24 protein-coding genes are annotated in these 21,689 nt (G+C 27.8%); 18 read left to right on the top strand and 6 right to left on the bottom strand.

Translation table 11 applies throughout. The features are described 5' to 3' along the window. Position 1: 1 nt before the first annotated feature. Both surE and AVBRAN9331_RS04005 read left to right on the top strand, forming a co-directional pair. Positions 2 to 763, top strand: a complete 762-nt coding sequence (gene surE, locus AVBRAN9331_RS04010) for a 5'/3'-nucleotidase SurE (RefSeq protein ID WP_214117461.1) — start codon at positions 2 to 4, stop codon at positions 761 to 763. Then, complete coding sequence (locus AVBRAN9331_RS04005) at positions 756 to 1,403, top strand: tRNA threonylcarbamoyladenosine dehydratase (protein ID WP_214117460.1); 648 nt, start codon at positions 756 to 758, stop codon at positions 1,401 to 1,403. Before surE ends, AVBRAN9331_RS04005 begins: the two co-directional genes overlap by 8 nt. A 22-nt stretch (positions 1,404 to 1,425) precedes the next feature. On the opposite strand, the gene AVBRAN9331_RS04000 is transcribed toward AVBRAN9331_RS04005, so the two are convergent. Next, positions 1,426 to 1,848 carry a DUF1090 family protein gene (locus AVBRAN9331_RS04000; RefSeq protein WP_214117459.1) on the bottom strand — a complete coding sequence of 141 codons (423 nt, stop codon included), beginning with the start codon at positions 1,846 to 1,848 and terminating at the stop codon, positions 1,426 to 1,428. A 9-nt stretch (positions 1,849 to 1,857) separates the two neighbouring features. Further along, positions 1,858 to 2,838: a PLP-dependent cysteine synthase family protein gene (locus AVBRAN9331_RS03995; protein ID WP_214149664.1), complete on the bottom strand. Its 981-nt coding sequence runs from the start codon at positions 2,836 to 2,838 to the stop codon at positions 1,858 to 1,860. Positions 2,839 to 2,991: 153 nt separating this feature from the next. Here AVBRAN9331_RS03995 and AVBRAN9331_RS03990 point away from each other — a divergent pair, with 153 nt between their 5' ends. Genes AVBRAN9331_RS03990 through AVBRAN9331_RS03975 form a run of 4 tightly spaced genes read left to right on the top strand, consistent with a single transcriptional unit; the run spans position 2,992 to position 6,851 of the window. Continuing rightward, positions 2,992 to 3,243: a hypothetical protein gene (locus tag AVBRAN9331_RS03990; RefSeq protein WP_336607162.1), complete on the top strand. Its 252-nt coding sequence runs from the start codon at positions 2,992 to 2,994 to the stop codon at positions 3,241 to 3,243. 28 nt (positions 3,244 to 3,271) lie between these two features. Then, on the top strand, positions 3,272 to 4,378 hold the full coding sequence (locus tag AVBRAN9331_RS03985; RefSeq protein ID WP_336612441.1) for an AAA family ATPase: 1,107 nt from the start codon (positions 3,272 to 3,274) through the stop codon (positions 4,376 to 4,378). Next, the gene (gene selB / locus AVBRAN9331_RS03980) at positions 4,372 to 6,093 is read left to right on the top strand and encodes a selenocysteine-specific translation elongation factor (protein ID WP_336612440.1); all 1,722 of its coding nucleotides are present in this window, start codon (positions 4,372 to 4,374) and stop codon (positions 6,091 to 6,093) included. The genes AVBRAN9331_RS03985 and selB overlap by 7 nt, the downstream gene beginning before the upstream one ends. 26 nt (positions 6,094 to 6,119) lie before the next feature. After that, on the top strand, positions 6,120 to 6,851 hold the full coding sequence (locus AVBRAN9331_RS03975) for a thioredoxin fold domain-containing protein (RefSeq protein ID WP_336612439.1): 732 nt from the start codon (positions 6,120 to 6,122) through the stop codon (positions 6,849 to 6,851). Between the two features lie 37 nt (positions 6,852 to 6,888). Here AVBRAN9331_RS03975 and AVBRAN9331_RS03970 read toward each other — a convergent pair whose 3' ends face one another. The 3 genes from AVBRAN9331_RS03970 to moaC are packed head-to-tail and all read right to left on the bottom strand — an operon-like array spanning position 6,889 to position 8,596. Then, complete coding sequence (locus tag AVBRAN9331_RS03970) at positions 6,889 to 7,881, bottom strand: hypothetical protein (RefSeq protein ID WP_336608506.1); 993 nt, start codon at positions 7,879 to 7,881, stop codon at positions 6,889 to 6,891. A 9-nt stretch (positions 7,882 to 7,890) separates the two neighbouring features. Further along, the gene (locus AVBRAN9331_RS03965) at positions 7,891 to 8,145 is read right to left on the bottom strand and encodes an HP0495 family protein (protein ID WP_214117452.1); all 255 of its coding nucleotides are present in this window, start codon (positions 8,143 to 8,145) and stop codon (positions 7,891 to 7,893) included. Next, the gene (gene moaC, locus AVBRAN9331_RS03960; protein ID WP_214117451.1) at positions 8,123 to 8,596 is read right to left on the bottom strand and encodes a cyclic pyranopterin monophosphate synthase MoaC; all 474 of its coding nucleotides are present in this window, start codon (positions 8,594 to 8,596) and stop codon (positions 8,123 to 8,125) included. Before moaC ends, AVBRAN9331_RS03965 begins: the two co-directional genes overlap by 23 nt. 87 nt (positions 8,597 to 8,683) lie before the next feature. Between moaC and AVBRAN9331_RS03955 the strand changes: the two genes are divergently transcribed. From AVBRAN9331_RS03955 to AVBRAN9331_RS03905, 11 genes are read left to right on the top strand one after another with little or no spacing between them, the layout of a single operon-like run. Continuing rightward, positions 8,684 to 8,911, top strand: coding sequence for a hypothetical protein (locus AVBRAN9331_RS03955; RefSeq protein WP_214117450.1), 228 nt, complete (start codon positions 8,684 to 8,686; stop codon positions 8,909 to 8,911). Then, entirely contained in the window at positions 8,911 to 10,077 is a 1,167-nt protein-coding gene (locus AVBRAN9331_RS03950; RefSeq protein WP_214117449.1) for a hypothetical protein, read from the top strand. Before AVBRAN9331_RS03955 ends, AVBRAN9331_RS03950 begins: the two co-directional genes overlap by 1 nt. Before the next feature lie 10 nt (positions 10,078 to 10,087). Further along, positions 10,088 to 11,236, top strand: a complete 1,149-nt coding sequence (locus AVBRAN9331_RS03945) for a GGDEF domain-containing protein (protein ID WP_214117448.1) — start codon at positions 10,088 to 10,090, stop codon at positions 11,234 to 11,236. Continuing rightward, a complete protein-coding gene (locus AVBRAN9331_RS03940; RefSeq protein WP_336612438.1) occupies positions 11,233 to 12,519 on the top strand; it encodes an MFS transporter in 1,287 nt (428 codons plus the stop codon). Before AVBRAN9331_RS03945 ends, AVBRAN9331_RS03940 begins: the two co-directional genes overlap by 4 nt. 21 nt (positions 12,520 to 12,540) lie before the next feature. Then, positions 12,541 to 14,298, top strand: coding sequence for a Na+/H+ antiporter NhaC family protein (locus AVBRAN9331_RS03935; protein ID WP_336612437.1), 1,758 nt, complete (start codon positions 12,541 to 12,543; stop codon positions 14,296 to 14,298). Next, positions 14,291 to 15,310, top strand: a complete 1,020-nt coding sequence (locus tag AVBRAN9331_RS03930; RefSeq protein ID WP_336607159.1) for a tRNA (uridine(54)-C5)-methyltransferase TrmA — start codon at positions 14,291 to 14,293, stop codon at positions 15,308 to 15,310. The genes AVBRAN9331_RS03935 and AVBRAN9331_RS03930 overlap by 8 nt, the downstream gene beginning before the upstream one ends. Beyond that, positions 15,297 to 16,496 (top strand): threonine ammonia-lyase, encoded by a 1,200-nt coding sequence (gene ilvA / locus AVBRAN9331_RS03925; RefSeq protein ID WP_214117444.1) that lies wholly within the window; start codon positions 15,297 to 15,299, stop codon positions 16,494 to 16,496. The genes AVBRAN9331_RS03930 and ilvA overlap by 14 nt, the downstream gene beginning before the upstream one ends. Next, on the top strand, positions 16,493 to 18,490 hold the full coding sequence (gene glyS / locus AVBRAN9331_RS03920; RefSeq protein ID WP_214117443.1) for a glycine--tRNA ligase subunit beta: 1,998 nt from the start codon (positions 16,493 to 16,495) through the stop codon (positions 18,488 to 18,490). The genes ilvA and glyS overlap by 4 nt, the downstream gene beginning before the upstream one ends. Beyond that, positions 18,474 to 19,214 (top strand): DUF815 domain-containing protein, encoded by a 741-nt coding sequence (locus AVBRAN9331_RS03915; protein ID WP_214117442.1) that lies wholly within the window; start codon positions 18,474 to 18,476, stop codon positions 19,212 to 19,214. Before glyS ends, AVBRAN9331_RS03915 begins: the two co-directional genes overlap by 17 nt. Beyond that, a complete protein-coding gene (locus AVBRAN9331_RS03910; protein ID WP_214120481.1) occupies positions 19,207 to 19,866 on the top strand; it encodes a hypothetical protein in 660 nt (219 codons plus the stop codon). The genes AVBRAN9331_RS03915 and AVBRAN9331_RS03910 overlap by 8 nt, the downstream gene beginning before the upstream one ends. After that, on the top strand, positions 19,863 to 20,438 hold the full coding sequence (locus tag AVBRAN9331_RS03905; protein WP_442862291.1) for an NUDIX domain-containing protein: 576 nt from the start codon (positions 19,863 to 19,865) through the stop codon (positions 20,436 to 20,438). The genes AVBRAN9331_RS03910 and AVBRAN9331_RS03905 overlap by 4 nt, the downstream gene beginning before the upstream one ends. Before the next feature lie 95 nt (positions 20,439 to 20,533). On the opposite strand, the gene AVBRAN9331_RS03900 is transcribed toward AVBRAN9331_RS03905, so the two are convergent. Next, positions 20,534 to 20,680: a hypothetical protein gene (locus AVBRAN9331_RS03900; protein ID WP_214149657.1), complete on the bottom strand. Its 147-nt coding sequence runs from the start codon at positions 20,678 to 20,680 to the stop codon at positions 20,534 to 20,536. Between the two features lie 97 nt (positions 20,681 to 20,777). Here AVBRAN9331_RS03900 and AVBRAN9331_RS03895 point away from each other — a divergent pair, with 97 nt between their 5' ends. Further along, complete coding sequence (locus tag AVBRAN9331_RS03895) at positions 20,778 to 21,665, top strand: hypothetical protein (protein ID WP_214117439.1); 888 nt, start codon at positions 20,778 to 20,780, stop codon at positions 21,663 to 21,665. Positions 21,666 to 21,689 lie beyond the last annotated feature (24 nt).

Here is a 21,689-nt window from a genome sequence, read left to right as displayed (position 1 = left end):
AATGAGAATATTATTAACCAATGATGATGGGTATGATGCGCCAGGTCTTCTAGCGCTTAGAAAAAGGCTTAAAAAGATTAAAGATTTAGAGGTTTTTGTAGTTGCTCCTTGGAGCAATAAGAGTGCTTGTGCGCATTCGCTTACACTAAATCATCCACTAAGTTTTGTAAAAATTAAGAAAAATTATTATGCCTTAAAAGACGGCACTCCAAGTGATTGCGTAAATCTTGCATTTTGCACTATTTTTAAGGATAAATTACCTGATTTGGTAGTAAGTGGGATTAATAATGGAGCAAACTTAGCTGAAGATATAACCTATTCAGGCACGGCGGCTGCTTGTATGGAGAGTGTGCTTTGTGGAGTGAATGCGATTGCTTTTTCTCAACTTTATGAAAAAGATATAGATTTTAAGCGTTCAAGTAAACTTGCTGTTAAATTAATCTTAAAATTACTTAAGCTTAATCCACTTAAAAAAAGAAGATTTTTAAATGTAAATTATCCAAGTTGTGAGAGTGATTATAAAGGTTATAAAGTTTGTAAAATGGGTAAAATGAGATATGAATTCTCAAGTAAAATATGTAAAAACCCTAGAGGATTAGAGTATTATTGGCTAGATAGCTTGTATGATTTAAGCAAGGTAAAAGCAAAAGATGATGATATTGATTATGTAAGACAAGGTTATGCAAGTATTACTCCAATTAAGCTAAATCTAACGGCTAAAAAAGAATTAAAAAAAGTAAAGAAATGGTTAGAAAATGAGTGAGAGATTTGCAAGAGCTAGATTATTATTTCAAGATAATTATGATAAATTGAGTTCAAAAAAAGTGCTAATTTGTGGGCTTGGCGGAGTTGGTGGTATGTGCTTTAGCTCACTTGCTAGAGTTGGTATTAATGTAAGTGGGATTGATAAGGATTATTTTGAAGCTAGTAATCAAAATAGACAATTACATTCTGAAAATATTGGACTTAGCAAGGCTAGCGTTTTTGCTGAATTTTATAAGGCAAATTGCTATGAGTTATTAATCACTAAAGAAAGCTTTTTAGAGTTTTTAAAAGATAAAGAATTTGATTTAATAATTGATTGTATTGATGATGTTAAAGCTAAATGCGATATAGCTGAAATTGCTTATGAAAAAGGCATTAGTTTTATTAGCAGTGGTGGAGCTGCAAAAAGAATTGACCCTTTAAAATTAAAGGTTGCAAATTGGGATAAGACTAAAATGTGTGCTTTAGCAAAAGCCGTTAGACTTGAGCTTAAAAAACGCAGATTTAAGGGTAAATTTAAAATGGCTTATAGCGAAGAAGAGCCAATGTGTGTTGGGCTAGGGTCTTTTATGGGAATGACTGCTTCTATGGGGCTTTTATTGTCATCTTTAGCGATTAAACAATTATTGAAGAATTAAAGCCTAAAAAATTAGGCTTTTTTTAATATTTATAAGAGTTTTTTAAAGCTTGTTTTTGTCTTTTATATTCGTCTTTTATACGATTTTTTTCAGCTTTTAATTCTGCTTTTCTTCTTTTGTATTCGTCTTTACTCATACTATTTTTCATATCATTTAATTCATCAAGCTTGTCTTCAATCCTATCAATCTTACGCTCAGCTTCATCTTCTAATCTTTCAATAGTGTCTTTAATCTCATTTTTTCTAGTGTAATAATCATTATTATAAACACTACCGCCACCACAATGTGCTCTTACATTTGCTAAAGCGTTTTCTAAACCTCTAACTCTATTAAAATTGCCATATTGTTTTGCATAGCTTAATTCACGCTCTAATTTGTTGATTTTATAAGAGCAATCTGCCATTGCAATACTTGAAATTATGCTTAGTAAAATTAATTTTTTCATATCTTCTCCTTATAATACTTTAAATCCGATTAATTCAATTTTATTGCTTAAAAATCTTTCTTCATCTTGCATATTTAGCATTAAATCAGTGCTTAGATATTTTTTATTATCATCAGCAAACACGCTAACGCTTACGCAATCTCCAAAAAGCTCCTTAGCCTTAATACAACCTAAGAAATTAGCCCCACTAGAAATTCCAACTCCAAGTCCGATTTTAGCTAGTTTTTGTGCCATTATAACGCTATCTATATCATTTACTATGATGATATCATCTAATTCATTTAGCTTTACAATATCAGGCACAAAACCATCTCCTATGCCTTGAATTCTATGCTCTGAATTTTCTCCAGGATTACTCATACTAGCACAGCCTTCAGGCTCTAATGGGCATATTTTTACTCCAAGTGGTCTTAATACCTTGCCAATCCCCATTATAGTCCCACCTGTTCCAACTCCTGCTACAAAGCAATCTGGTTTTAGATTGTGTTTTTTTAGAGTGTTTAGAATTTCATTTGCAGTTTTTTCATGGGCTTTTACATTGCTTTCGTTTTCAAATTGATGAGGTAAAAATACATTGCCATTTTTTGCACTCTCATCAGCAAGTCTTACGCTACCACTAAATCCACCTTCGCAAGCACTAACTTCTCTTAATTTTGCTCCGTAACTTCTAATTATTTTCTTACGCTCTTCACTCATCCAGCAAGGCATAAAAATCTCAACACTAGCACCTATAAAAGCACCTAAAGCAGAAAAAGCTATACCTGTATTTCCACTAGTTGCTTCGGCTATACTCATACCAGCTTTAAATTCATTATTATTAACAGCATTTTGCATAATTTCTAATGCCATTCTATCTTTAATAGAGCCACTTGGATTAAAATATTCTAGTTTAAAATAGCTTTTTGATTTTTTATTTTTATATAAATATTCAACTTCAACTAAAGGCGTGTTGCCAACTAATTTTGCATATTCTTTTAGTTTATTTTGCATATACTTTCCTTAATTAAAAAAACGCTTATTTTAGTAAATTAAAGTTAAAAATGAATTTAAAAATAATTTCAATAAAGATTATGAAAAATAATATCACTTTATTAATCAAAAATAATTATAATTTGTAAAATTATTATCAATAAAGGTTGGAAAATGTTTTCGTTTATTAAAAGAATTGCAAAATCAATTTTTGCACTTTTTAAAAAACCTAGAAAAGCTACAAAAACTCAAGTAATTGTAAGCAAGGCAAGTGAATTAGTGAATAAATTTATGCCTAAAAAAGAAGTAGAAGTTAAAGAAGTAAAACCTGATATTTTAAAAGAAATATCATTGTTTATTTTAAAAGAATTTGGATTTGGAAAATATATTAATTTTGCTTTAAGCTTTGCTAAGTTTTTAAAATAAATCATTACAATGCCCTTAAAGGATAGTAATGGTAGGGCAGGATAAAGTAAGAGAAATTTTTGATGAGTTTATAAAAGCAAAAGAAATTCCGCATAGTGTTTTCTATGGTCCAAGCGGAGTTGGCAAGACCACTTTTGCAAGATTTATAGCAAAAGAATTAAAAACTAATTTTTATGAGTTTGATGGTGCTAGCTTTAGCGTTGAAGAACTTAGAAAAGTTATTAAAAAAGATAGCCTTTTTAAGCCTGTTGTATTTATTGATGAAATTCATCGTTTAAATAAAGGCGTTCAAGATGTGTTATTAAAACCTTTAGAAGAAAATAATTTTTATTTTTTAGCTGCAAGCACTCATAATCCTTTGTATTCACTAAATAAGGCTTTATGCTCTAGGTTATTGTTTTTTGAGTTTATGCCATTAAGTTATGATGAATTACAAGAGATTTTAGAAAAAGCTCAACCTAATTTAAGCACAGAAATAAAAGATTATTTAATCAAATCAAGCTCAAACGATGCAAGAGCGATGCTAAATCTTTTAAGATACGCAAATGTTTTTAAAAATATCAGCCTAGAAAAGCTAAAAGCACTAAGACCAAATTATATTAGTAATAAAGAAGATGAGTTTTTACTAACTTCAGCCCTTATTAAAAGCTTAAGAGCAAGTGAAGTAAATGCAGCAATTTTATATCTTGCTAGAATGATAAATGCAGGTATTGATATTTTATATATTGCTAGAAGGCTTTGTATATTTGCTAGTGAAGATGTAGGCAATGCAAATCCAAATGCTTTAGTAATGGCTAATTCGTGTTTGCAAATATGTAAAGACATTGGCTTACCTGAAGCAAGGATTACACTTTCTCAATGTGTAGTTTTTCTAGCTAATTCTAAAAAATCAAATTCATCTTATAAGGCAATCAATAAAGCCTTAGAATTTGTAAATAACAATGAAGCCTTACAAATACCGACATATTTAGACAATAATCATCCTGATAAAGAAAAATACTATATTTATCCACACGATGAGCCAAACAAAACTCAAGAAATGGCTATTAATTGCCCTAAATTTTACGAAGATTACGGCATAGGATATGAAAAAAATTTCGCACTATGGAGAAAGGAAGGACTTTATAAATGTTAATAATTTCAACCGCAGGTCATATTGACCACGGCAAAACTTCATTAATTAAAGCTTTAAATGATTTTGATGGAGATAATACACCTGAAGAGCAAAAGCGTGGGATTACTATTGATTTGAGCTTTTCACACTTAGAGCATATCTCATTTGTTGATGTGCCAGGTCATGAAAGCTTGGTTAAGACAATGATAGGTGGTATTCAAAGTGAATACGCAATGCTTGTTGTAGATATTAACGAAGGGCTAAAAGCACAGACTTTAGAGCATATTTTTATCTTAAAAATTATGGGTGTAAAAAATATAATTTTAGTTTTAAATAAAATTGATTTATGCCAAGATATTGATGCTAAAAAGCAAGAGATTTTAAAGCAACTTGATTTTACGCCTATTAGAGTATTTTTAGTAAGTGCTAAAAACAAATTAGGCATAGATGAGCTTAAAAAATATTTATTGAGTTTAAAAGTTCCAAATTATGAAGATTTTGCTTTAAAAATCAATGTTGATAGAGTATTTAATGTAAAAGGCATTGGTCTTGTAGCAACGGGTATTTTAAAAAGTGGCAAATTAGAATGCAAAACTTATTTAAGCGATGAATTAGAAAATATTCAAATAAAATCAATTGAAGTTCAGCATAAAAATGTAGAAAGTGTAGTAGCACCTGCTAGGGTTGCTTTTGTCTTTAAAGGGAATTTAAAAGTAGGAAATATCATTTATTCTAAGGGTTATTTAAGAAGTGCAAATGAGATTTATACTACTTTAGAAGGTGAATTAAAGCACGATGAAAATGTATTGTTTTGTGCTGCCAATAAGCAAATTGAAGCGAAATTTTTACAATACGATAGATTTGCAAAATTTGTATTAAAAAAACCAATTGCTCTAAGTTTTAATGAGCCTTTTATAATCTTAAAAAATGCTCGTGCTGTTGCTGGTGGAGTGGTGTTAAATCCACTTACAGAGCCACTTAAAAAATCAAAAATGATTGAATTATTAAATGCTTTAGAACAAAAAGATTTTAAAAGTGCTTTTGCTTTATTAAATCAAAATCATAGTTCAGGTTTTGGGCTTTTTTGTGCGCCGCAAAGATTTAATCTAAGCACGCAAAAAGCCTTAGAATACGCTCAAGAAGTAGGCGAGATAGTAGATTTAAATGGTGCTTGTGTATATGCAAAAAAAGCCCTAGAAGATACAAAAAACAATATAAAAGAGCTTTTTACTAAAAACCCTTATTCATTACAAAGTGCAAAAAGCTTAGAAAAATCATTAGGAATTGATGAGTTTTTGTGTGATTTGGCTTTAAAAGATTTAGATTTTTTAGAATTTAATAATGGTCTTTTTTATAAAAAAGGCGAAAAATTAGAAAAATTATTAGAAAATAATGAAGAAAAAATATATGATGAATTAAATTGCCTAACCCCAAAAGCTCCTTATAATATCTATGATGAGCTTAATTTAGATAGAAAAAGTGGTGATGATATTATGAAGAAATTATGTTCTCAAAATAAGGTAAAAAGACTAGCTCATAATTATTTTATTAGCACACAAGCACTTGAAGAATTTGTAAAAAACATAAGCCCTATTTTAAAAATAGGTGTAGGAGTGCAAGAACTTAAAAATGAATATGACTTAAGTAGAAAATATGCCATTGCTTTACTTGAGTATTTAGACACTTTAAAGGGTATAAAAAATATTGACAATAAACGCTATTTAATGCAAAATTAAACTTTTATTTTTTTAAGGAGATTAGTATGAAAAAAATAATATTAGCAATGTCGGTTGTAAGCGCTTTAAGTGCTAGTAAAATTAGTGATAAAGTTATAGAATTTGTAAAAACAATTACACCAGAAAATATTCAAGTAGAATTAGTAAAAGTTGATAAAGTTCCTGATTCAAAATTTGAAATGGTAGAGTTTAATTTATTAAAAGATGGAGTTGTAGTTGGCTCTGATGTTTTCTTTAGTGATGGAGTTTATGGAACACCAACTATGCTTAATATGAAAGAAAGTATAGATTTAAAAGCTAGTTTTATGGCTAAAAAAGAAAAAGAAAAACAAGAGAAATTAAGCTTATTATTAACAGATTTTGTTAAAGAAAATCCTGATATGATTATTAATCTAGGAAAGCAAAATAGCAATACTGCAATGGTAGTATTTAGCGACCCTGATTGTCCTTATTGTAGAGAACATTTAAAAAATATAGAAGAAGATTTGAAAAAAACTAATATTAAATTTGTTTTAACTCCACTTCCAATGCACGAGAATGCTTTAGATAAATCGCTTAATATTTTTGATGAAATCAAAACAGCTAAAACTGATGAAGAAAAAATCGCAATATTAAGAAAATATTATCAAGATGGTGTTGAACACAAAAAAATTGACCAAGATAGAAAAAATGAATATGCTAAAAAGGTTGATGAAAAAGTATTTAATATGGGTGTAAATTATACTCCAGCAATTTTTAGTAATATAAAAGTTAAATAATTTTTAGAATTTGAAACGAGAGTTTCAAATTCTTTTTTTAGTTCTTCTTAAATTTTGTGAAAATATTTGAAGCTAATTTTTTTACATCAAATTCATTATAAGCTTTTTCTAAAGTATTTAATTCTTTTTTGATTTTTTCGTTTAGCTCGCTATTTTGAAATTTGATTAATTTTATATTTAGTAGTTGCTTGTTTTCTCTTACTAATCTTGCAAATTTAGCAAAATTATTATCAAGTTTATTATTTAAAATATTTTCAAGTGCCTTACCTGAAGCATCGTTATTTAGATTTGTCTTAATCATAGCTATAAAATCACGCTCAAGACTTAGAAGAGATAGTTTCATATTATCAAGTTCATTATCACTTAAGCTAACTTCTAAATCCTTTTTAAGCCTTTCTAAGATAGCAAATATACCTTCTAAAAGTCCATTTAATACTCCAGTCAAAAGCTCTTCGGCATAGCTTTGCCATTCATTTGCTAGTTCAAGTGCTGCTTTTAAGATAAGTTCAGCTGCATTAATTATTTTATCCTTATTAAACTTAGCATATTCAAGTGCGTTAATTAGCATAAAATTACTTATTAAAAAGCATCTTTCTTCTATCATCGCATTTGTTTCAAGAACATTTATAAAAGCATTTTGAGAAGTTTCATAAAGGATTTGCAATGAGTTTGCTTCATTTAACATAAGTTCTTCAAGGTATTCTTTTTGAATATCATTTTGAACTACCTTACTTAGCTCATTAAAACTTGATTTTGTAATATTATAAAGCTCTAATTCTTTTGACTTTATCTCTTTTCTAATCATCTCAAGCTCATTTGTAAGAGTATAAATCTCTTGCTCTTTTATAGACATTTTTGCTCTTAAAAGGGCTTTTAAAACTATATTTTTATTCTCATTTGTAAGTGCTTCTAAATTCTCTAGCTCTTCACAATACTTGGTATATAATCTAGCGATTAATCCTTCATCGTTTGAATTAATAAATTCTTTTTTTGCTTTTTCTTGTATTTCATTAAATAATATATTTTTCATAGTTTTTCCTTATAAAACAAATTTAGAATGTTTTTTAAGAGTAGAAAATAATTCTAATCTATAAGCTTCATTTGGCACTTCTAGGCTTAGGTTATAGCTTTTATAATTACTTGTAGATTTTGAACTTTCAATTTTTGCATTTTTAATATCTAGCTTTTTTACTAATTCATTTATATCATCATCTTTATCAAGTATTACTTTATAGCTCCAGTTGCAAGGATATTCTATCTTTAAATCAGCTTTAATTTCTTCTAAATTGACCACTTTTGCCTCCGTCTTTTTCTAATAATTTTATATCATCAATAACCATTGTTTTATCAATTGCTTTAACCATATCATAAATCGTTAATAAGCCTACACTAACAGCATTTAATGCTTCCATTTCTACACCTGTTTTTCCTTCGGTGATTACCACTGCATTTAGTCTAAAAGCAAATTCATTCTCAATTGGCTCAATATCTACTTCAACTTTACTAATTGGTAGTGGATGGCACATTGGAATTAAATTTGATGTTTGCTTAGCTCCCATAACAGCTGCAACAATAGCTGTATTTATTACCGCTCCTTTTTTAGCATTTCCGTTTAAAACTGCTTTAAAAGCTTCTTCGTTCATTGTGATTTTGCCACTTGCTAAAGCTCTTCTTTTAGTAATTTGTTTATCACTAACATCAACCATAGTAGGATTATTTTGCTCGTTTATGTGTGTAAGTTGCATTTTTTTCCTTTATTTTTGCTTAGATTTTAACAAATAATATAAATAAAATGGTATATTAGCATTTTTAATTTTATTAAGGAAAATTATATGGCTTACGATGATGATGAGTTTTTAGATTACGAAGACGATGAGTTAGATGGCTTTAGTGAATATGATGACTTTGATGATGAATTAGACGAATTTGACGATGAGTTAGATGAGTTTGATGACGAATTTGAGCAAGATTTTGATGATGAATTAAGCAGTCTTGATGAATATAATATATATGATGAAGATATGTATGATGACGATGATTATAGTTATGACGAGGCATAATGCGAGAATACGATAGTCAAAGAGTAGAATTTATACAAGAGCTTTATGATACCTATGAAGATATAAGAAATCATAATATTACCTTAAAAAGAATTTATGTAATTTTAATATTAACCATAATTATTACATTTGGTTTTTTAGGTATTACTATGCTTTTTGCTAAAGAATTTTTTATATCAAGTTTATATATTGTTTGTGCTTGTTTATTTTATGCCTTACTTTTAAATAGAAAGAAAAAATCAGTAGCAAGGTATCTTGACTGGTTTAGCTTTATGGGTGGTGGGGCATGTATAATCATTGCTATTTGTTGTAATATATATTTATATTCTATGGCAGGCGGGGCTCATTTATATATTATTTTGCTAGCTACTTTGATTTATATAATGTTTATAAATGATTCTAAAAAAAGATTATTGATAGCAAATATTACTTATTTAGTGCTATTAACTATATTTATATCTTTATTTTTAATTGATTATTATTTTTGGCATCCTTATTATAAGGAGAGTTTTTTTTCTAATTTATTATTTATAATTTCTGTTTTTGTAGTTTTTTCTAGCATAGTATTTAGCAACCATGTAGTAGGTCTAAAATCAATAGAAGATATAGAAAAATTATCTGTAAATAAAAGTCATATAAAAATAACTAAAAAAATACATACTAAATTCAATCTAATTGATAAAAAAGATTTCACACAATTGCTTTTACAAAGACAACAAAATCAATACAATAATCTTAATGTTTGTATATTTGAGATAGCTTTTGTTCAAAAAGACCAAGATTCATATTTTAAGATAGATTACTACTACCAAAATAAAGTAATGAATGAATTCTTAAGTCTTTTAAGAGTTTATTATCCTAATGATGAAATTATAATTAAATGGGATTTAAATACTTTTGTATTAATTTTAGAAGAAGAAAGCTCTAAGTTTTATTTCTTACTTGAATCAATAAGCAAAGATTTTGATAAGATGATTAGAAAGAAAAAAGATAATTTTGATATTTATTTAAAAATTGTTGCAAAATACCACAAGCATATAGATACTCAAAAAAGACCTAAAGTTTTATTAGAAAAAATAAATGAAACCGTAAAATTAAAATATGAAACAAAAACAATGGGTCGTGAGTATATATTGTATAAAAGTGGATATGACGATATAAATTAAAAGGTTTAAAGTGGTTAAATATGAAGTTTTGATATTAGTAAATAGTCTATTTTTATTTTTTGCTAGATTTTTTACTGGTTTGATTTTTTATTACAATGGTTTTATAATTACTTCTTATGAAATTTTTGCAACATCTTTATATTATTTAGCTTTTTTATTCTTATTGTTTGTTGGTAGAAAACTTTATAAGAGTTTTGGAGAAAAAAATTATTTTTATAATAGATATAGAAAGATTTTAAATGGTAAAAAATCTTTTAAATCATCATTGTTTAAAAAAATTATAAGAGTAAATTTTATAAGCGTTAGGCATTATGCTTGGTATTTATTTCAATTAGAATCAATTTTTACAGCTACTTATTTTTCTTTAAGTATTGGTTGGGGATATGGATTTGATTTATATTTAATTATGCTTACATCTTATTATTATCTTAATTTAAGAAAATATTCTGCTTTAATTTTTATATTTCCTTTTGTTTATTTCTTGTTATATTTATTTTTATTTTTCTATTGCGACAAGGCGTATCAAGAGCCAGGACAAGTATTTATATATATTATCAATATAATTTGCGTAGTTAGTGCTATATTTTTTACCCAAATTATTATGGAATTAGGTCAGGTTATTAGATTTGTTAATGATGAAAACAGAAAGAGCCATTTAAAAAGACTTACTAGTTTTGACACCTTAACTGAAACTTATCATAAATATTCTTTCTTAGAAATTATGAATGCAAAACTTGAGCATAATGCTGATGAAGATGTAATTACTCAAGCTAGTGTAATAGTAATAGAGATTAATAACTTAAGAAAAATTAACGAAGAATACACAACAGAATTAGGCAACGAAGTCTTAAAAGAATTTGCATATATATTAAGAAAAAATAGTGAAAACTATGAAAAATACATATCTCGTTGGAGTGGAAATGAGTTTTTAGTTTTTATTATTAATGAAGATGAGGTTGTAGTTAAGAGTTATATAGATGAAGTTAGGCAAGAAGCTATGAAAAATCGTTTTGGAGTAAAAGGTGCTAAAGTTCAAGTAATTGTAGGTTTATCTCATACTTCATCATTTGATTATCAAATAAATAAATTTATTAGCGAAGCTTATGAAGAATTGGCTATTAATAGAGATAAATTAAATTACGAAAAAGGAGATATATGACAAAAAAATTAAACAAAGAAGAAGTAAAAACTCTAGCCTTAAGCTCACTTGGTGGCACTCTTGAGTTTTATGACTTTATTATATTTGTATTTTTTTCATCTTATTTTGCACATCATTTTTTCCCAAATATGCTTAGCCCGTTTTGGCAAGAGCTAAATACTTATGGAGCATTTGCAGCAGCTTATCTAGCTCGTCCTTTAGGCGGCGTTGTGATGGCACATTTTGGAGATAAATTTGGTAGAAAAAATATGTTTATGCTAAGTATTTTACTTATGGTAATTCCTACTTTTGCACTTGCTATTATTCCAACTTATGAGACAATTGGATATGCAGCCCCTATTGCACTTTTATTTGTTCGTATTTTTCAAGGTATGGCAATAGGTGGAGAGCTACCTGGTGCTTGGGTATTTGTAAGAGAACATAGTGAAGATAACAAAAAAGGTCTATTTATAGGCTTATTAACTTCAAGCGTTGTTGGTGGAATTTTACTTGGTTGTTTGGTTGCGCTTATTATGCAGCTTAATTTTACGACTGAAGAGCTAAAGGATTGGGGTTGGAGAATTCCATTTGCTTTAGGTGGTGTTTTTGGAATAATCTCTTTATATCTTAGACGATATTTAAATGAAACTCCTGTATTTAAAAAGATGAAAGAAAGCGATTCTTTAGTAAAACTTCCTATAAAAGATGTTATAGAAAATCATAGATTTGGGATATTTATTTCTATTTTAGTTACTTGGGTTTTAACTGCTTGTGTGGTTGTATTTTTATTGATTGCTCCAAATTTCGTAAAAGCTGTTATGAAATTAGACCCTGTTGATAATACCCTTCTTCAAATGTATGGAATACTTGCTATGATGATTGGTTGTGTTTTAACAGGATTTTTAAGTGATAAATTTGGAATTAGTAGGATTTATAAGATTTTTGCCATTCTTTGGGGTGTTTTTGGTGCGATGTATTTTTATGAGTTGTATATAGGCAAGGATATTAATTTACTTGTGAGTTTTTATTTATTAGCAACTCTTAGTGCAGGACTTATGAACTTTACGCCTTTAATTATGGTTGAGATTTTCCCTGCAAAAATTCGTTATAGTGGAATTAGCTTTAGCTACAACCTAGCTTACGCAATAGCAGGATTTATAACTCCTATATTATTGCCGTTTTTAAACAAAGTTGCAATTGGTGAAAATCCACCATTTTTATATCAAATCGGTGGTGGAGCTTATATAGTTTTAGTAGCATTTGTTGCCTTTATTACGGCTTGTTTAGTATCAAAAAGAATGTAGAATTTAAAATAGGAATTTAAAATGAGATTTTTGTTTTTAATGTTTTTTAGTATATTTGCAAACGCAGCTGATACAAGCGTTAGCAATATGCAATTATATGGCGTTTTAACACTTTTACCGCCTTTAATGGCTATTATTTTAGCTTTTATTACTCGTGAAGTAATTTTATCTTTATTTATAGGTGTTTTTACGGGGACTTTTCTTCTAGCTTTTGCTAATTTTTACACAGCAAATATTGTAAATGATACTTATACATTTACTTATAATAATCCATCTTTTATGGATTGGGTAAATCTATTTTTAGCGTCATTTTCAAATATAGTAAAACATTTGCTAGATGCTATGATAGATAGCGATGATGCAGGAGTAATCTTGCAAGTATTTTGTATAGGTGGTGTGGTTGCATTAATTACTAAAATGGGTGGAATAAACGCAGTTGCACTTGCGCTTACTCGCTTTGTAAAAGGTCCTGTTTCAGCTCAAGTTAGCACTTGGCTTATAGGGCTTTGTATTTTCTTTGATGATTATGCAAATAGTTTAACCGTTGGTCCTATTATGAGACCAATTGCTGATAAGTTTAAAATCTCTCGTGAAAAATTAAGCTTCATACTTGATAGCACCGCTGCACCTGTTGCAGGAATTGCGATAATTTCTACTTGGATAGGTATTGAAGTTGGACTTATTAAAACTGCTTATTCTTTAGTAGGAATTAGCGATGTAAATGCTTTTGGAGTATTTATGCAAACAATTCCTTATAGATTTTATAATATCTTTATGCTAATTTTCGTTGTTTTAACAGCTATTCAGCAAAGAGAATTTGGCTCAATGTATATAGCTGAAAAAAATGCTCGTGCAGGAATAGTAAGTGAAGCTGCACTTGATGTTGGAGCTGAACTTGAGCGTGAATTAAAACCAAATGATGGAGTAGAGCATAAAATTAGTGATGCTTTAATTCCTATTTTAACTCTTATTATTACAGCTTTAGCAAGTTTTTATTTTAGTGGTTTAAATGCAATTATAGATGACCCTGATAAAGCAGATGTTTTAAGCAAGATTGAAGAAAATTATTTAAGTTTTTATGCGATAAGAACTACTTTAGGTGAAGCAAACTCAAGCTTAGCATTATTTCAAGCTGCATTATTTGCTAGTGTTGTAGCAGTTATTTTAGGTCTAGTTCGCAAAAAAATCAATCACAAAGAAGCAGTAGAGACTTGGCTACATGGCTGGAAGAGTATGATATTTACAATTGCAATGCTACTTTTTGCTTGGAGCTTAGCTGCAATTGTAAAAGAATTAGGCACTCATAAATACATAGTTCAATTACTATCAGGCTCAACTCCGCATGTATTACTTCCTAGTTTAATTTTCTTAATCGGCTCGGCTATGAGTTTTGCAATAGGCACAAGTTATGGAACTATGGGTATTTTAATGCCTTTAGCAATCCCACTCGCACACGCAGTTGGTCTTGAAGCAGGTATGAGTGGAAATGAGCTTCATGAATATATGGTTATAAATATTTCTTGTGTTTTAACAGGTGCTATTTTTGGAAACCATTGTTCTCCGATAGCTGATACCGTAATTTTAAGTGCAATGAGTGCAAAATGTGAATTAAGTGCGCATGTTAAAACTCAAATGCCTTATGCTCTTTTAGTATGTGCTATTAGCGTAATTTTTGGATATATTCCTGTAAGTCTTGGCTTAAATGTGTATTTAACAATTATTTTAGGTGTTGTTATGATGAGCTTAGCACTTCGCTTAATAGGAAAAAAAGTTGAATAAATTTGACTTAGTTTGCAAGGAATTTCAAATTCCTTGCGAGAAGATTTATAAAGATGGCTTAAGAACTAGGGTTAATTTTGCTTTATACAAAAATAACGGCGAAATATCTTATGCTATGTTTAAAGATAAGGTAAAAATAACTGATTTTGATACTTCTTTTATATGTGATGAGATAAGAGAATTTATGCCTAAATTACTTAAGGCTTTAGATGAAGTTTTAAAAGATAAATTATTTGAGATTAGATTTTTTAAGAGCTTTTATACTTTAAATGTTTTGCTTTTATATCATAAAGACATAAAAGAATTTAAAATAGAAAATTATTACGAAAAATTAAGCAAATTAACTAATTTAAAGCTTAATTTAATAATGCAATCAAGAAAACAAAGAATATCATATCCAAGCGATATTTTAGAGCATTTTAGCAATGGTATTAAGTATGAGTTTAATGATGAGTGTTTTATCCAACCTAGCTTAAGTATGAATGAAAATATGCTTGAGTTTGCAAAATCTTGTCTTAAAGATAAAAAATGCGATGATTTATTAGAGCTTTATTGTGGATATGGTAATTTTACCTTAGCACTTGCACCATTTTTTAAAAAAGTTTTTGCAACAGAACTTAGTAAAAAAAATGTGGCATTTTTAAATAAAAATTGCAAATTAAATAATGTAAATAATATTTTTACAGCAAGGCTAAAAGATAGTGAAGTAAAAGACGCTTTTAATAAGGTAAGAGCTTTTAATAGGCTAAAAGATTTAAATTTAGATGATTTTTGTTTTTCACATATTTTAATAGACCCGCCAAGATGTGGCTTAGGCGAATGTGTTAATTTAGTAAAAAACTATGATAATATAATTTATATTTCGTGCAATCCATTAACGGCTAAAATAGATTTAGAAAAATTATGCAAAACTCACGAGTTAAAAAGATTTGTTTTGTTTGACCAATTTATAAATTCAGAGCATTTAGAGTGTGGATTTTACCTAGAAAGGAAGAAAGATGATAGAGCTTAGCAAAATATATGCGGCTAAAGAAAAAGTATATGATGTGGCAATTAAAACGCCTTTTAATTATTCAAGATTTTTATCAAATGATAAATATAATATATATTTAAAATGTGAAAATCTTCAAACAATTGGAGCTTATAAAATAAGGGGCGCTTATAATAAGATTGCAAGTTTAAATGAAGAGCAAAAAAAACTAGGAGTAGTTGCAGCAAGTGCAGGAAATCACGCTCAAGGGGTAGCATTTTCTGCTTCAAAGTTTGGTATAGCAGCTCATATCGTAATGCCAGAATCAACACCAGTAAATAAAGTAAGCAGCACAGCTAATTTAGGTGCTAATGTAATACTTAAAGGCGATAATTTTGATGAAGCTTACGCTTACGCAAAAGAGTTAGAAAAGACTAAAAATCTAACCTTTATTCACCCATTTGCTGACCCGTTTGTAATGGCAGGACAAGGGACTATATTTTTAGAACTAATTGAAGAATTAAACAATATTTCTTATATCATCGTTCCAGTAGGCGGTGGCGGTTTAATTAGCGGTATTGTTAGTGCAGCAAAACAAATTAATCCAAATATTAAAGTAATAGGAGTGCAAAGCAAGGGCGCTAGTGCTATGCTAAATAGCTTTAATGAAGGTAAAATCATAAACTCAAACAAGGTAAAAACAATAGCTGATGGTATAGCTGTAAGAGATGTTAATGAAGATAGCTTTAATATAATTAAAAATAATGTAGATGATATGGTTATGGTTAGCGATGAAGAAATAGCTAATGCGGTTTTATTTTTATTAGAGCAACATAAACAAGTAGTTGAAGGTGCAGGAGCAGCAAGTGTAGCTGCTGTAATGCACGGCAAAATTCCTAATCTAAGCGGCAATGTAGTTTGTATTTTAAGTGGTGGAAATATAGATATTACAATGCTAAATAATATTATTGAAAAAGGTCTTATTAAAAGTTATAGAAAAATGCAAATATGCGTAACTTTAATTGATAAAGCAGGGGCATTACTTGATTTAACTAAGGCTTTAAAAGACGCACAAGCAAACATAATAAAAGTTGATTATGATAGATTAGGCACTGATTTTGGTGATGCAAATATTACAATCACACTTGAGACTAAAGGCAAAGCTCATCAAGAAGAAGTTGGAAAAATTCTTAAAGAGCAAGGTTTTACATTTAAGGAGATAAAATGAGAAAGTTTTTAATAGAAATAACTACAGAAGAATTACCTGCAATTCCTTTTTTAAAAGAAGAACCAAATATAAAAGATAAATTAGAAGTAGTTTTAAAAGCAAATAATATTGAATTTAGTAATTTAGAGTTTTTATATACTCCTAGAAGATTTGTTTTTACATTTAAAGCAAACGAAAGAGCAAACGATAGCGTTATAGAATTAATCGGAGCTCCTAAAGAAGTAGCCTATAAAGATGGGAAATTAAGTAAAGCTGGTGAGAGCTTTTTAGCAAAAGCAGATATTAGTGAAAACGAACTTAGCTTTAAAGAAATTAAAGGAAAAGTTTGTTTATATGTAGAAAAAATAGAAAAAGGTAAATTATTTAGCGAATTAATAAATGATATTTTAGAAAGCTTTATTACAAGTCTTAATTTTGGTAAAAGTATGCGTTGGGGTGCAAATACTTTTAGTTTTATTCGCCCAATTACTGGACTATGCGTTATGATGGATGATGAATTAATTAATGCGAGTTTATTTAATATAAACTCAAGTAAAAGCACTTTCGTTCATAGAAATATTAGTATGGATAAAATCTCTTTTAATACCCAAGATGAGTATTTTAAGACTTTAAAAGAAGGCAAAGTTATCTTAAATCCTAAAGATAGATTAGAAATCATTTTAAGTGAGATAAGAAATATTGAAAAATTATGGAATTTAAAAGCTGAAATTGATGAAGAATTATTAGCAGAAGTTGTAGCAATTACTGAATATCCATCAGCGCTTTTAGGTAGTTTTGATAAAGAATTTTTACAAGTTGCACCTGAAGTAATAATTACTTCAATGAAAGAAAATCAACGCTATTTTGCAGTATATAAGGATAATTCTTTAAGTAATAATTTTATAACAATTACAAATTCATTCAATCCTGATTTAGAAACTATAAAAAAAGGTAATGAAAAGGTGTTAAGAGCAAGGCTTAGTGATGCGTTGTTTTTCTGGGAAAATGACTTAAAACTTGGCTTACAACCTGAATTATTAAACAATACAATTTATATGCAAGAATTAGGCACAATAGCACAAAAAGAGCAAAGAGAAGAAGAAATTGCCTTAAGATTAGCAAAATTATTTGCTTATGAAAATACAAAAAATATAAAAGATGCAATCACACTTAGCAAGGCTGATTTAAGGACACAAATGGTAGGCGAATTCCCTGAATTACAAGGAATTGTAGGCTCATATTATGCTGCTAATATGGGGTATTCTAGTGAAGTTTGCACTGCTATTAAAGAGCAATATTTATATGATGTTATCCCAAGCACAAAATTAAGTAAAATCGTAATCTTAGCAACTAGACTTGATACTTTAATGGCTTTATTTAGTATAAACAAGCTTCCAAGTGGTAATAAAGACCCTTACGCATTAAGAAGAGCAGCTTTAAGTATTATTAAAATTCTAATTGATTTAGGCGTTAAATTTAATTTATTAGATTTATTAAACGAGTTTAAAGGTCTTTATAAAGATTATGATAAAGTTAAATTGCTTAATTTTATTACAGATAGATTTAATGCTTTATATAGCGTAAATTCATCTTTTATAAAAGCAGTTTTAAATGTGAATAATAATGATTTAGTAGTAATTGATGAGAATATAAAAGCACTTATAAATCTAGCAAAAGATAAAGATTATGAGAGCAAAATCTCAACATTTAAAAGACTTGCAAATATCATAAAAGATAGTAAAGATTTATATTGTGATGAAAGCAAATTAAGTAATGAATATGAGATTAAATTATATAAAGCTTATAAAGATATTAGTTTTAGTGATGATGTGAGTGATAATTTAGGTAAGATTTTTGCACTTAAACCTATCATTGATGAGTTTTTTGATAATGTTATGATAAATGTTGATGATTTAGAGATTAAAAATAATCGCTTAGCATTAGTTTATAGCATTTATAAGCACATTGCTTGTGTGGCTGATTTAAAAGAAGTTAGTTTTGATAGCATTGTTTAAAGAATTTAAAGCTGCTAGTTATAGAGCAAGAACTAGTAGCTTTAAGCCTATTAAAAACCTTGATTTGGTTGATTTTAAAGACCTTTTGTTTTTGGATAAAGAATTTAATATCTTAAAAAATAATATGAATAATTTTTTACAAAACAAAGCCTATCAGCATTGTTTATTAGCCGGTGCAAAAGGTTGTGGCAAATCTAGTTTAATCAAGGCTATTTTTAATGAATTTATTAAAAGTGATTTAAGAATAGTTGAGGTTTTTAAAGAAGATTTATCGCATTTAAGATATATTATTGATGATTTAAGCGAATTAGAATACAAATTCGTAATATTTTTAGATGATATAAGCTTTAGTATAAATGATGATAGTTTTAAGGCATTAAAGCCGATTTTAGATGGTGGATGTGAGAAATTAAGTGATAATATAATGTTTATTTTAAGCTCAAATTATAAAAATCTTTTAAAATCAAGTAATACAAATTATCAAGACGCTGATTTTAAAGATGAAAGCGATGATAGATTTGCTTTAAAAGAAAGATTTGGAATATGGCTTAATTTTTATTCAATGAGCCAAGAGCAGTATTTAAGCATTGTAAAATCATTATTTAAAGATGAATTTAGTGATGAGATAAAGGCTAAGGCTTTAGAATTTGCAAATTTAAAAGGCACAAAAAATGGTCGTATCGCTAAACAATTTTATGAACTAAAAAAGGATTTGAATGATTAATGGAGCTAGTATTTTTAAAGCGTTATTAAAACATAATTTACAAGGTTCTTATGAATGGCAAAATTATGATGATTTTTCAAAATTTTTAGCTCTTTTAATAGGTCAAAATACCAAGTGGCAAAACACTCAAAAAGCATTAAAAAATGTTGAAATTCCTATTTCAAATTCTATAAACAAACTTGCTTTAATTGATGTAAAAGAACTAGCCGAGTTAATAAAAGCAAGTGGATTTTATAATACAAAAGCAAAAAAAATTAGCGATTTAGCAAGGGCAATTGTGAATGATTTTAGCAGTTTTGATGATTTTATTAATAATGCTAGTTTTGATTGGATTATGGATATTAAAGGCATTGGTTTTGATACGGCTTTAATGCTTAGTAATTTTCTTTTAAAAAAGCCTATTTTTGTGGTTAATTCAAATGCTAAAAGATTTTTAGAACTATTAGGCTATGAGTTTAATAATTACGAAGAAGCTATAGATATTATAGCTAGTGGGCTTGATGATGAGTATTTTTATAAAGCATTAAATACTCAAGATTTGTCATATATTTATATGATTTTTGCTGCAAGTATTGATAATCTAATGCAAAATCATTATAAAAATAAACAATTTGATGAAATAGGGCTTAAAGTTTTAAAGGAGCTTGAATGAAAATTGATATAAGTGATTTTAAAATAGTTGAGTTTAAAAAATCAGATTTTATAAAACCTTTAAGAGCTAGTTTTGTTATAAACGAGCATAAGGTAGATTGGGATTTTATAAAGTCTTTTGATTCTGTTAGTATTATGTTATATCACGAGAGCAAGGATAGTTTTATATTTGTAAAACAATTTAGAGCACCTTTATATTATTACGAAAATTGTAAAGATTATGAGAGTGGATTTTCGGTTGAATTATGTAGTGGGATAATTGATAAAAACAAAAGCTTAGAAGAAATAGCCTTAGATGAATGTATAGAAGAATTAGGATTTAAGCCTAAAAAATTAGTTTATATTAATAAATTTTATACAGGATTTGGTAGTGGGGTAAATATTCAACATTTATTTTTTGCTAGGGTTAGCGATGATGATATTGTAGGAGTTGGTGGCGGCGTTGATAATGGAGAATTCATTAAAAGCGTATATGTAAAAATCAATGAATATGATGAGTTTTTTGCAAAAAATAAAAGAAGTGCTTTGATTGATTATGCTAATTTGTGGTTTAGGTATATTTATAAAAAATAAGTAGATTTAAATTCTTTTAATTTTTAATAATTTTGTATTTTATAAATGCAGTAAAACTTATATATGAATTACGAATAAATTCGTAATTCTTTTGATTAATCATTGATATGTGGGCTGCAATATAATTTGCCATACCAAGTAATCGTGCAGTGATTTACTGGTTTTTTATATTCGTGTCCTGCAGCATATACAACTGAGCTTAAAGCTAACAATAAAATAACAGATGAAAATAATTTCTTCATAATCTCTCCTTTTTTTAAAATTTAGTAAATTATTACTAAAAACTCTTAAAGAAAAATAAAATTAACCGATATAAGTTTAGTTAAAGGAGAGTTAAAAATGGATTTAAATATTTGTGATATGGGTGGGTTTTTAAACTCTAGCCTACATAAAATAAAAAATGTAAATAGCACTATTAATCTAAGCCAAATAAGACAAGATATAAAAACAAATAATTTTGAATATAAAACAAGTGATAAAGAATTAAATGTATTTTTTAGCCTTGATAATAAAAGCGTAGGGATTAGCTTAGATAAAGATACTTTAAAAGATTTAAAAAGCTTTTTTAATAAAAATGATTTTTTAGAAGAAAATGGAAAAACTATTTTAAAAGGCGACGCTGCTAATTATGTAGCAGGTTGGTTTAGTGAGATTGCTTTTGATTTAAAATATCTTGAAAGTGATAGCGATAATAATGGGGTGCTAAATAGTGATGAATTAATGAATACATTTACTAATGGGCTTTATTTTAATCAACAAAAAAATGGAATATATGTTTTAGATAAAATAGTTTTAAATGAAAAAGCAAATGAAGAATATTTAAGTCAAGTTGGCGAAAAAAATATAAACACTATTTCAAAAATGATTAATAATAGAATATTTTTTGATAAAGATAAAGATGGAGAAATTTTAGTAAAAGAGCAATATATTGAAGATGAAAGCGAGTATTTTAAAAACTTAAATCAAGCAAAAGAAGAATTAAAAAATAAAAAAGAAAAAATAGAAGCCAATCCAAAGCTAAAAGAATACGCTATTAATGAAGAAAACAATCACATAAGAAAACTAAAGCAAGATATAAAATTATTTAAAAACTCAAATTCTTTAAAGATAAATGAAGATAAAGAAAAAGAATTAAAAGACAAAAATAATTTAGAAGAATTTTGCGAGTTTAGTATAAAGCTAATTGATGAGCTAAAAGCTTATAAATTACTAGATTTAAAAGCTTAATTAATTCTTTAAGTTAAAGGAGAA

Source organism: Campylobacter sp. RM9331 (assembly GCF_020137685.1).
Classification (GTDB): domain Bacteria; phylum Campylobacterota; class Campylobacteria; order Campylobacterales; family Campylobacteraceae; genus Campylobacter_E.
The sequence above is the reverse complement of the archived record's forward strand: the minus strand, read 5'-3'. Positions and strand labels throughout refer to the sequence as shown.